Genomic DNA, 12,035 nt, shown 5'->3' with positions numbered 1-12,035 from the left:
TAAAGTTAATAAATTCTTTTAAACAAAGTAGAAACAAGACTATAGACTAAATGCGTACATCAACAAAATATGAACTTACACTAGGTGATGTACCTTGTTTTTCAGCCTATTTTCTTTATATTCATTCGATGGACGTATTTACTATAAATAAAGTGATTTAAAAATTACTAATCCAACAATTTAGTAGTTCATTACTTAACTTTCTTTCTAGTAATTCCTTCACTAAAGGCATTGGCATGATTTCATAATGATTTAAGGCTTCTTTATTATAATCTATCCAGTGAAATGCTAAATGAGACTCGCTAGATTTCGGTGTTAAGTCCGTATGTAAATCTTGTGACTCTACTTCAAAAATGTGGTTAATTTCATGATGAAGCACTTCTTTATCTTGCCATTGATTTTCTATGACGCCTAAAAATTGTTGTATACTACAGTTTACTCCAAGTTCTTCTCTTAACTCTCTTTTTAATGCATTCTCTGCTGATTCTCCAATTTCAACATGGCCACCAGGTAAAAAATAATGATGGCCGATATATTCAGTAACTAATAATTTTTCATCTTTTATCATGACTGCTCGTACAATATGATGAAATTTACTTTTCAATTGATATTCCTCCTAGTTATTTAATGTATAGTTTCTCAAAATAGTCATTTAGTATTGGTATAATATAAATCATAGGTGTTTCATACGGATGAATATCATTAATAACTTCAAGAGCATCTTTTACAAGTTCTCGTTTACACTTTATTTCAACTTTACATTCTTGTCCTTCGCATATTTGACCAATTTCTCCATTAAAAGGAGATGCCTCTTCTAAAGGTCTCCAATATCCTTTCACTGAACTATAGGAAAGACAATGGTCATATTCGCCCGTTTTACATGCTCCAATTTTATTTAATTCATCCCTTAATGTTTCAATATATTCTTCAGGAATGAACACTTCAATTTTCACTTCAGTAAATTGCATATTTCATTTCACACCTTTACTTCTTAATAGTTAAACAAATAAACGGTATACTTGCTCACCATCATACTCCTGTCCTAATGATATGAAACCATATCGTTCATATAATTTCTTTGCAGAGAGATTATCTTTATGTACGGTTAATCTTATTTCTTTACACGATTTAAAAGTATTTTTTATTATATCAATACTTTCTTGTAATGCTGCTTTTCCATAACCATTACCTTGTTGCGATTGATCAATAATAAATCCGTTAATCCAATACATATCCGATGTCTCTATTACAACAGCATGCATAACAAAACCAACCATAAGGTCACCATCGTATATAGCGAATGGTATGTACTCTACATTGTCACCATCTGGTTTTATATATACTTTAGCAAGTGAAACTGCTACAGCGGGGACAAATTTTCTTTGATCTTCTTTAACTTGTAACTTTAATGCATCTTCCCAATTGTCTCTCGTAACAACCTTTAACTGGACATTCAATATTGTAAGCTCCTTTATCTAGAGGATGTATTTTTATATTCAACGCATTGAAATAATTCCCCTTTTCGACAGCAACTTATAACATAATTTTTATAAAATCTTGAATGAATTTTTCTGCATCTATTTCTAAAGCTATACGGGCTCCTTCAGATTTAGAGTTAGGGCGAAAATCAGCAAATGTTTGTCCTTTCGTATCTCCGTATGTATCTACATTTACTGTACGATGCACAAATTCAAAAAAACTTGGATTTACTAATCCGCTTATTGCAACCACATCATGTAGCAAAGGTCCTTCCATAGATGGATTAAGTTTTTGGTATGCGGATAGATAGTAGTCATACATTGGTTTCATTATCATATGAAATGGATTCTTTGCATTAGCTTGAATATAGTTAAATACATTTGGTGTTAACACAGCTTTGTTTGTTACATTTAAAGGGAATATGAATAAATTCTTTGCTTGATGGAAAACAATTTTACTTGCTATCGGATCTCCATACACGTTTGCCTCTGCTAATGGCGTAACGTTTCCTACTTCTAAAAAAACACCACCCATGAAATAGATTCCTTTTACATTTAGCATTAAATCATTCCATAAATTAAAAGCAATTGCTAACGAGGTAGATCTTCCTACATCAACAATCGTTAAATCTTTTCCGTACTTTATAAGAATCGCAGCAATACTGCCGAAATTATATATTGGAATAGATAATATATTTCCTGGAACATGGATGGGCCCTAATCCTTCTGCTCCGTGAATTTCAGGATAGTACGTAGTGATTTCTTCTGTCAGTGGTTTTGTTGCACCACTAATGACAGGAATGTTTTGTCTATTTGCTAACTGTAAAATATACGCTGCATTATGTGCAGCATGTATATGCTCAACATTTCCGTATCCGGTTACAATACCGACAATTTCAATTTCGGGATGCAGTAAACCATACATAATGGCAAATGAGTCATCAATACCTGGATCTCCGAAAAATAATACTTTTTCCAAGAAATACTCTCCCTTCATAAAAACATAGAGTCATCAATAACTATGTATATGAAAAAAGCAAGTATATCTATGCGAATTTTAGAATGGATAATGTTTTACAAAACATTAAAAAGGAACTAGCGAATGCTAATTCCTTTCTTCAGTAACCATTCTCAAATTTAATTAATTATCGTATCCTTCATAAATTGCATCATTTATTAGATTTTGTGTTTTTTTATCATCAGGTACAGGCTTCCACCAATTTCCTGTAATAAATAACATAGTTAATAAATTATAACTATCACTAAAATAACTTTCTCTCTTATTCTTCATCCAATCCCAACCACTATTTACCCACTTTTGATTATTGCTACTCGTTATACTTGCAGCAATAAACGGTGAAACAAATACAGCAGTTGGATAACTACCAATATTGGATCCATTTAATTGATAACCATCCACAATTTTAGAAGGATTTCCATTCGTTTTATTTTGAATCCATGAAGAGACTTTATCAGAAATGACTTTACTTCGCTTCTCGCCGTACATCGCATAGTCCATTACAATTCTTAAAGGTACTCGACTAGCATTATAATAATATGCATTTGTATATTCTGACTCATCTAAGAAGTCTTTAGGTGCGGGTTGTGGTGGGTTTTTTACAACGAAATCTGAAATAAGTCCTGTATTTGGAGAGTACTTATTACTAAATTGCGTATAAACATCGTACAAATTATTAATAACAGTAAGCCAAGTTTTATCACCTGTAAATTCATAAAATGCTCTAAGGTGTGACATCATCCAATCAGATGGTCTCGTATCAAGTGAACTTTTAGAATCCCAATCTCCTAAATTTAGTCGGTTATTATTTGTAACATTACTAGCTTTAATACCTTTTGTAATCATGTCTTGTGCTTCTTTCAAATAATTAACTGTTCCATTAGATCCCCACTGCTTATGAGCAAGAAGAAGAGAATACGCAATATCTAAATCTCCATCAGTAGCAGAATCAAAATGACCTTGTGCTTTTTTACTATCTGCGACAACCCATCCCATTAAATTAGGATTTTGAGAGCTTTTAAAAGTTCTTGCTGTTTTAAATAATCCGTCATATATTTTTTGAGCATTCGAATCATAACCAGCCATTAATACTGTAATTATCATCCCATACCCTTGACCTTCTGAAGTTCCAAGTGGCTTAAACCCATCCGCATCACCTGTAATCTCTCCTTTTACGTAATAACCACCAGGTAAAGAAGATAAATCATTTTTCAAATATTTCTTTTTCCAATTATCGTAGTAACTTCTTACAGAAGCATTTAAACTTTCCTGTGTAACATGATTCGGTTTTATAACACCTGCATAATTAACTTGCTGGGGAAATGGTTTCATTTCCTTTGCAGCAGCTACTTGTTGATTAACTACGGGAATAGAATTTTGTATTGAATTGTCCGTTACACTTGCTGCGAAACTAGAATTAGAAAAACTAGCTAGTCCGATTCCTACAATAGAAATACATGTAAAAATATTTCTTTTTCCATTCATTATGTTGTCAGCTCCTTTTAAAATGCTTACTACATAAAATGTAACATACAATATTTAACTGAAATACAAAATATTATATTTATCAACATAAGAAAGAAACTATATAAAAAAGTATCATAAAATTATTATTGAATTACATTATACGGATTGATTATTTGCTAAATTCCTATGTTTTTCTTTTCTTAATATTGGTATATGAGCAATCACAATTCCAAGTATAGTAATTCCTCCGCCAATTATCGAAACTAAAGTTGGCACTTCTCCTAACCATATCCAAGCAATGAAACACGCAGTTATTGGCGTTAAATATAGAGAACTTGTTGCTTCAGAAGCACCAGCACGAGATATAATATAGGCCAATGCAATATACGGGAGTACTGTTGGAAAGACACCTAAATATATAACGCTCAAGTTAACTTCAAGAGGAGCTGCTAGTATTTCTTGATAAACTCCGGGTAAGAAAATAAGCATACATACAGTACTAGACAAAATTGTATATATGGTAAATGGTAAGAAGCCGTATTTTTCTAAGTAAGATGTTTGGAAAACGAAAAATAGACTTTCTGAAATCGCCGCTAATAATATAAATAATCCCCCGCTATTCAATTGAATAGCATCGCCCTGGCTAAATGAAATTAAGGCAATTCCTGCAAGACTAATTACACCACCAAGCCAACCATTTAATTTCATTTTTTCATTCAAAAAAACAGAAGCAAGAATTGCCGTTACTATTGGAGTGACTGAAATTATTAAACTTGCAGATCCAGCATTTACTGTTTTTTCGCCGTAATTTAATGCGATGTGATAAATAGTAAACCCTAAAGCACCAAATATAAAAATTGCTGGGATATCCTTTAAATCCGGTAGTCGTAGTTTGTATATAAATGAAAATAACAAAAGTATAAATGAGGCGATTAATAAGCGTAGTAAAGTAAGGTGTTCAGGCGTATAAGATTCAAGCCCCATACGAATTGCTGGAAAAGCAGTTCCCCATATAAGAATTGTAAAAGCGTGAGCACATATAATGCGTAAATCCCATTTTTTATTATGCATATTTTCTCTCCTTCCCTAAAAAACCAACCATTTTTAAATTACCAATTATTTCTTTTCATCATATTTAATAGTTGATACAATGTCTTCAACCAGTTATTTATCGGAAAAACCAACCACTTTGAATCTTTTAAATAAACGAAGGAGTTTTTTATATGACGACCGATAAAAAAGTGCCCAAATATCAGCAGATAATAGACTATATGAAAGAAAAAATTGAAAACGGAGAATGGCCAATTGGAAGTAAAATCCCTAGTCAGCGGCAGTTAGCAAAATTATTTCATGTAAATCGAAGTACTGTAATTACTGCGCTAGATGAACTTATAGCAGATGGTTTAATTCAAGGACAAATCGGAGCAGGAACAATTGTAACAAATAATACATGGTCATTATTAGCAACTAATCCTCCGCCCGATTGGAGTGAATATGTAAAAGCCGGTATTCATAAACCAAGTAAGTTAATGGTGCGAGAAATAAATGAAGCAGAAGCAAATAAAACGCTTATCCATCTTAGTAAAGGTGAACTTGCACCTCATCTTTTCCCACTCGAAACTATGCAATCTATAATAAAAAACGTCAGTGAGGAATTAGATTATTTCGGATATGAAGAACAAAAAGGTATTTATCCGTTACGTGAAGCAATAAGCAAATATGTAAGATCATTTGGAATACATGCATCACCGGATTCTATATTAATAGTCTCTGGTGCACTCCAAGCATTACAATTAATATCGATTGGTCTTTTACATAGAAAATCAACTGTTTTACTTGAACAACCTTCTTACTTATATTCACTTCATGTTTTTCAATCAGCAAATATAAATTTATCCGGTATATCAATGGATCATCACGGTATTTTACCTAACGACTTATTAAAACGAATTAAATATAGTCAAAAGAATAATATTTTATATTCAATCCCTTGTTTTCAAAATCCAACGGGGATATTGATGTCCAAAGAGCGAAGAAAAGAAATATTAAAAATATGTGAAAAAGAGCAATTGCCTATCATCGAGGATGATATATACCGAGAGTTATGGCTTGATGAATCACCTCCAGCTCCTTTAAAGTCGATGGATAAACATGGACATGTATTATATATTGGTAGTCTCTCTAAAACACTTAGCCCAGGACTTAGAATTGGATGGATAATCGGACCAGAACCTGTTATTGATAGATTGTCAGATATAAAAATGCAAACAGACTATGGATCCAGCTCTTTATCTCAAAGAGTAGCTGCTGAATGGATAAATGAAGGTTTTTATGAAGAACATGTAGCAAACGTAAGAATGCACCTGAAAGAACGAAGACAAATAATGATACGAGCTTTAAATAAATATTGTGCAGATATTGCATCATGGGATATTCCTAGTGGTGGATTTTTTATATGGCTAAAGGTTATACATAACATTCCGATGAAAAAACTATTTTCAGAGGCACTATCAAAAGGAATTCTTTTAAATCCGGGACGTATTTATGAAGAAGAATCAGATCAGTACATTCGTTTATCATATGGATATGCTACTCCAGAACAAATGACTAACGGAATTAAATTGCTCAGTGAATTAATTCGGAAGTTAACGGCATAAAAAAAATCCTCTTTTGTTTTTGGAGGATTTTTTTATGTATCTTATTTACCACAATTTCATTTCCTGCCCTAATAAAATAAGCTCTTCATAAGGATCTCCGTCAATATTTAATACTTGAGCAAAAGCAGGTTCTGTTTTTAAACCTTGTTCCTTTAAGCGAATAACTTCTTCCCTTATATGGGGATGCTGCATTAATAGCATGTGCTCCACTATCATGTGTCTATATGCATTTTGATTACGCACTGGCTTCGGTTGAGCAAATAATTCAAATTCAAAACCTTCGAATTCAAAATTCACCTTTATCGATTCAGTACCTTTAATTTTTTTCTTTTTTATGTTGAACCCTCCATAAGAACCATATAAAGATCTCATTTCCTGCTCAAAAACATCAAAATTATATACTTCCATTACAATATCTAAGTCAGATTGAGGAGTATCAATTCTTATAGGGATTGTCCCGCAAAGAACGGGATTATATAAAGCTAAATCCTCCATTATGTTTAGGCTATTCAAAACATCATATATTTTTTGTTGTTTCTCATTGCCAGATTGTAAATATGTAATAGATGTAAACATAGAAGTCTCTCCTTCATTTAACATAATAATCATCTCACTAAATATTAAAATCATTGGGTTTTGTTCTAGGAGTACCTTTATTTCAATATATTAAGCCGAACTAACTATATTTTTCAACTTTTCTCCTATACTGCAATACTATAAAAATAAAAAAGGAGGAATTATTATGAGCATTTTTAACATTCTTTTAACCATACACATCCTATTTGGAACAATATGCTTAATCACTGGTATTGTAGCGATGGTTGCCCAAAAGAAGAAAGGAAAACATACCGAATGGGGCGAAATATATCATGCATCCTATGTTGTCATTACCCTTACGGCAATAATATTATCCATTATCAACTGGGATAAAATCGCATATTTATTTTATGTAGCAATCTTCTCTTATTCATTTGCGATTTATGGATACCTTGCACGAAAAAAACGTTGGAAAAATTGGCTCCATCACCACATTAGAGGCATGTTAGGTTCTTATATTGGTGCAGTCACCGCACTTTTAGTAAATGTCGGCATCCATATTCCCATTATAAATTTACTTCCGCCAATATGGTTTTGGTTTTTACCGACCTTAATTGGTATCCCCCTCGTAGCCAGTGTATCAAAAAAATATAAAAAGCGTAGTTGAAATTAATTACATTTTGATTACTTTCTGATTATTAGAATGAAAAATTATACTCTATGCATCACGAATGATATTATAAGTGCTCGCCCTATGAATATTTAAAATAAAGTGCCGCCCAACTGGACGGCTCTTATTTTCACTTTACAAACGTAACATATTCACCAGAAACCCATTGATTTCCACCAACATTATACCAACCATCTTTATATCCAAACGATTGATATTTTTCACCTTGATACACGTTTTTCACAATGCCGTAATTTGTTCCAGGGCCGGTACGAACACGCAATACATCCGCGATTATAGTAACTACACCTACACCATCATTTGATGATTGTGAAGTTGCTGGTACATTTCCTCCCGTATAACGGATGTATGATGGATCGTTATAAACCCACTGATCGCCACCTAGATTTAACCAACCATTTGTTTGTCCAAATACTTTGTAGGACTCTCCTTTCCCTAATTGACGAATAACGCCATATCCAGTACCAGGTCCTTTTCGTAAATTTACATTACTACCGTTAATATAAGCAACCCCTACATTATCATTCGACGTGGGAGGAGTCACTACGTTTTGAGCACCTTTTCCAAAAGTATCCGTTCCATACCCTTTGTAGTTATATTGCAAATGCGGGCTATCCACAAATCCTTTCCAGTCACCGCCCCATTCGAAACCAATTTGTTTAGCATAACGAATTGCTGAAGCCCACGGTTCTTTATTATAGCCATTCCAATCTTCTGTACCATTCGACTGAATTGGAACAAAATCTAATGCCTGTCCTACTAAGTGATATGAGCGCATCGTTTGTGATGCTCCTTTACGAACATATTCACGTTGTTGCTCGACTGTACGGATTGTTTCATAAATTAATACTTCAATTCCATTGTCGATACAGTACTGATACCACTTAAAAGCTGCAGCTTTCGTATTATCCGCTAATTTATTCAGATTACTTACATTTCTATTGTGGTATTTCAATATGCAACATCTCCTTTTCTATTATCCTATGCAAAACTCGTCTCACGGGTTGTACATATACCTAGAACGATACGAAGTACAAATACATAGGAAGCCAATTCAGCTAAAAAGGTTTTCACTTCTAGCTTCAAACTTTGTAAGTTGAAATCGAAGCAATAAAAAAACCACAACCTAAGTCTTCAAGTTGCGGTTTTTGGTATTTTCTTTTTATATGCTACATGCCTTCTTGCATTGATAATCCTAATATGCAGGTTTTGTAAATTTTTCCTTTATGAATAACACTTCTTATTCATGACTTTTCAAATCCAATAATATTGAATGTAAACGATCCGGATAATTAGTAAACATCCCATCGACTCCCCATGAAAGTAACTTTTTCATATCTTTTTCATTATCTACTGTAAATGGATGAACTTCTAATCCGCTTTTCTTTATTTTCTTTACATAATCTGAATCAATATATTTGTAATTCATACCAAGACCTATGCAGTACGTTTTATACTTTTCTATCTCTAATTCTGTTAATTGAACTGCTTTTTTATAAGGTAATAATTGTACTAAGGATATATTACTATTTAAGCCATGAATCTTTTGTAGACTTTCTTCACTAAACGATTGAATAATAACTTTATCCTGTATTTCATAATGATTAATAATTTCTAATAATTTTTCTTCCATTCCTGGATATTCATTAGGTGATTTTGTTTCGATATAATAGTTCGCATTATGCCCAAACGTTTTAATAATTTCTGTTAATGTTGGGACTTTAACATTTTCAAATTCTTTCTTTGCTAAGTTCGGATATTTTTCATTAAAAAAAGAACCAGCATTTAGTTGCTTTATTTCTTCTAATGTATGCTCTTTCACTAGCCCAGTACCATTTGTTGTACGGTTTAAGGTTTCGTCATGCATTGCCACTAAATGCCCATCTTTTGTCATTTGGAGATCAATTTCTATATAATCTCCATTCATTTGTTGGCCTAATTGATATGCTGCTATTGTATGTTCAGGCGCGAACGCAGAAGCACCTCTATGTGCGATATTTTTTATATGATTTGATTGATTCATAGCTTTAGTATACTTATGTTCATTAATTTTCTGAAAAACAAAGATACTGATTATTATAAAGGCACAAATTATTGTAACGAGATATATCTTTTTCATAACGATTTATAAGCTCCTATATAAAGACAATTTAACTTGAATGATTTACTCAATTAAATGTCGATTTTCCAATACAGTCATTTTGCCGATAGCTTGAAATCCCGATTTTTTATAAATATTGATTCCATCGGTTGAAGCTTGTAATACACAATACGTATTTTTAAATTTTTGTGCTTCTTGCAGTAGGAAATTGAACATAGCAGATCCGAACCCTCGTCCTCTCATTCCTTCTTTCGTTGCTATGTCATAAATACCAATACTATCTTTTGAACATATCAATGAACCAACAGTTACGATTTCACCTTCATAAAACCCTAAAAATAGTTTCATATTCTCACTGTTCCATAAATCAAGATTAGAAATTTGATTATAGAATGCTTGTACATGTATACCTTCTTCTGATGTGCCGAATAGATTAGCTAACGTTTCTCCAAATTTTTTTATTAGTCCAGGTGAAGATGCTTGTTGAATTGTAAAACTTACTGGCATGTGTATTGTTGGAGAAATTGTTTTTAAGTCTGCTACCATCGCAATATTTTGCTCCGCTTCTTTTAAACCGATTTTATTTAACCCGCTTTGTATATCCCGCTCTTGCTCCTCATCCCATAACCAAACACTCATTGGAAATTTCTTTTGATTATAGTATTCTACCTCCTTATATAATTTCTCGACCCCTTCCGTTAAATTATTGTTCAGTAGAGTAATGATATTGAATGTATCGGCAGGTAATCCACAATCAACAGCAATATAATCTTTCGTTTCTTTTATACTCATTCCGGGCACAAATTGCGCAACATATGAAGTTTTAAATGCAAAGTTATCTATTAGTAATTGTTTATAATTCATCAATAGTTCTCCTTTTCATAAAAAGTAATACTCGAATCCCTCTATATTAAATATAACATATTAGAAATTTACCTTTTTTTATAAAAAGTACCTCTTTAAATTGTGCTCTATAGTTTAAAATAATTAAAAATGATATAACGTTGTCGGAATGAAAAAAGTGGTATATAATAAATATTAACATTACTAGTAATTATTTTAGGTATTCCTAGAATAAAGGAGCGATACATATGAAAATTACTATTTATTTCGGAAGTCATGAAGATCAAGATGTTCGTACTATGGACTGTCATTTAGATGTAGAAGATACAGAAGAGATTGTTTCTGTATCATAATATAAATAGTTAGGATAAACCCTATTCCCTACAGCGTTTAAGGCACCTTTTATAAGGTGTCTTTTTTGTTATATTTTCATCAAAAACCCTTTACTTTATAGCGTTTTAATAGTAAAATATAAATATACGAACAAACGTTCTTTTTTATTTTAAACGTACATGAAGGGATGATTTTAACAATGGCTCCATTAAAGCGCAGAGGAAGAAAAAAGCAAGCACCTATTATTTCAAATACAGGCTTTATCGGCTCTGTCTTTATTGATACATTGGAGTTACAAAAGAAATCCTATTATTTCGCTCGTAAAAAACTTCAAATTGTTCATCACGTATTAGATGGTCTCTCTAGAGCAACAAGCGCTTTGTTTAAAGAACATAACATTTCAGCATACATGTCATGTGTGTATTTACATAAACAAAAGAAAATTGGCTTTGTTCTTTCAACGAAACCATTTGAACAAAGTGATGGCGTTGCTTATTTTGTAAATTATTTAATCGAAAAGAATTTTTATGGCGGCCATGATGAAGATGTAGAATATCAAGAAGTATTTAATACAGGTTTTATCGGTGTAGTATTCGCTGATTTATCTAGTATAGATCGCTTTAATTTCGAGTTTGAAATGGGTATGCTAACAAAATTAATGAAAGATATGATTATTCCAGTTAAAGAACTCTTTTTACGCCATAATGTACCGGCTTACATCTCCACTTCTCATTTAGAAGAACAAAACAAATTAGGTTTCGTTCTCTCTGTAAAGCCATATGACGAACGCGCTGAAGCAGATTTATATTTTGAAGCATATTTAAAAGAACGAGGATTATTTATTGGTGATGAAGAAGATGAAATTGATAAGATCGTTATTAGAAAAACAGCTGAATTACGATAGAAAAGC

The 12,035-nt window shown here is 32.3% G+C and carries 13 protein-coding genes; 3 read left to right on the top strand and 10 right to left on the bottom strand.

Features of this window, described 5'->3' with window-relative positions; all coding sequences use genetic code 11:
• Positions 1 to 157: 157 nt before the first annotated feature.
• The 6 genes from ACTFN4_RS21285 to ACTFN4_RS21260 form a co-directional block, all read right to left on the bottom strand.
• Positions 158 to 604: an NUDIX domain-containing protein gene (locus tag ACTFN4_RS21285; protein WP_439962752.1), complete on the bottom strand. Its 447-nt coding sequence runs from the start codon at positions 602 to 604 to the stop codon at positions 158 to 160.
• Between the two features lie 16 nt (positions 605 to 620).
• Positions 621 to 968, bottom strand: a complete 348-nt coding sequence (cutA, locus tag ACTFN4_RS21280) for a divalent cation tolerance protein CutA (protein ID WP_001160791.1) — start codon at positions 966 to 968, stop codon at positions 621 to 623.
• Between the two features lie 30 nt (positions 969 to 998).
• Positions 999 to 1,457 carry a GNAT family N-acetyltransferase gene (locus tag ACTFN4_RS21275; RefSeq protein ID WP_001102671.1) on the bottom strand — a complete coding sequence of 153 codons (459 nt, stop codon included), beginning with the start codon at positions 1,455 to 1,457 and terminating at the stop codon, positions 999 to 1,001.
• 76 nt (positions 1,458 to 1,533) lie between these two features.
• Positions 1,534 to 2,457 carry a nucleoside hydrolase gene (locus ACTFN4_RS21270; protein ID WP_342761894.1) on the bottom strand — a complete coding sequence of 308 codons (924 nt, stop codon included), beginning with the start codon at positions 2,455 to 2,457 and terminating at the stop codon, positions 1,534 to 1,536.
• A gap of 162 nt (positions 2,458 to 2,619) precedes the next feature.
• The gene (locus tag ACTFN4_RS21265) at positions 2,620 to 3,981 is read right to left on the bottom strand and encodes a glycosyl hydrolase family 8 (protein ID WP_001013617.1); all 1,362 of its coding nucleotides are present in this window, start codon (positions 3,979 to 3,981) and stop codon (positions 2,620 to 2,622) included.
• A gap of 138 nt (positions 3,982 to 4,119) precedes the next feature.
• Positions 4,120 to 5,034 carry a DMT family transporter gene (locus tag ACTFN4_RS21260; protein WP_439962750.1) on the bottom strand — a complete coding sequence of 305 codons (915 nt, stop codon included), beginning with the start codon at positions 5,032 to 5,034 and terminating at the stop codon, positions 4,120 to 4,122.
• A 152-nt stretch (positions 5,035 to 5,186) separates the two neighbouring features.
• On the opposite strand from ACTFN4_RS21260, the gene norG reads away from it, so the two are divergent.
• Positions 5,187 to 6,620, top strand: coding sequence for an efflux pump transcription regulator NorG (gene norG / locus ACTFN4_RS21255; RefSeq protein ID WP_000205593.1), 1,434 nt, complete (start codon positions 5,187 to 5,189; stop codon positions 6,618 to 6,620).
• 45 nt (positions 6,621 to 6,665) lie between these two features.
• Here norG and ACTFN4_RS21250 read toward each other — a convergent pair whose 3' ends face one another.
• Positions 6,666 to 7,196, bottom strand: coding sequence for a DUF4269 domain-containing protein (locus tag ACTFN4_RS21250; protein ID WP_000495197.1), 531 nt, complete (start codon positions 7,194 to 7,196; stop codon positions 6,666 to 6,668).
• 166 nt (positions 7,197 to 7,362) lie between these two features.
• Between ACTFN4_RS21250 and ACTFN4_RS21245 the strand changes: the two genes are divergently transcribed.
• Positions 7,363 to 7,824 (top strand): DUF2306 domain-containing protein, encoded by a 462-nt coding sequence (locus tag ACTFN4_RS21245; protein WP_000021744.1) that lies wholly within the window; start codon positions 7,363 to 7,365, stop codon positions 7,822 to 7,824.
• 133 nt (positions 7,825 to 7,957) lie between these two features.
• On the opposite strand, the gene ACTFN4_RS21240 is transcribed toward ACTFN4_RS21245, so the two are convergent.
• The 3 genes from ACTFN4_RS21240 to ACTFN4_RS21230 form a co-directional block, all read right to left on the bottom strand.
• Positions 7,958 to 8,803, bottom strand: coding sequence for an SH3 domain-containing protein (locus ACTFN4_RS21240; RefSeq protein ID WP_000873738.1), 846 nt, complete (start codon positions 8,801 to 8,803; stop codon positions 7,958 to 7,960).
• A gap of 285 nt (positions 8,804 to 9,088) precedes the next feature.
• On the bottom strand, positions 9,089 to 9,967 hold the full coding sequence (locus tag ACTFN4_RS21235) for a glycerophosphodiester phosphodiesterase (protein WP_242278185.1): 879 nt from the start codon (positions 9,965 to 9,967) through the stop codon (positions 9,089 to 9,091).
• 45 nt (positions 9,968 to 10,012) lie between these two features.
• Positions 10,013 to 10,813 (bottom strand): GNAT family N-acetyltransferase, encoded by an 801-nt coding sequence (locus tag ACTFN4_RS21230; protein WP_025687542.1) that lies wholly within the window; start codon positions 10,811 to 10,813, stop codon positions 10,013 to 10,015.
• Positions 10,814 to 11,324: 511 nt separating this feature from the next.
• On the opposite strand from ACTFN4_RS21230, the gene ACTFN4_RS21225 reads away from it, so the two are divergent.
• Positions 11,325 to 12,029, top strand: a complete 705-nt coding sequence (locus ACTFN4_RS21225; RefSeq protein WP_439962749.1) for a hypothetical protein — start codon at positions 11,325 to 11,327, stop codon at positions 12,027 to 12,029.
• Positions 12,030 to 12,035 lie beyond the last annotated feature (6 nt).

This window comes from Bacillus cereus group sp. MYBK95-2 (assembly GCF_051915225.1).
Lineage (GTDB): Bacteria > Bacillota > Bacilli > Bacillales > Bacillaceae_G > Bacillus_A > Bacillus_A cereus.
The sequence above is the reverse complement of the archived record's forward strand: the minus strand, read 5'-3'. Positions and strand labels throughout refer to the sequence as shown.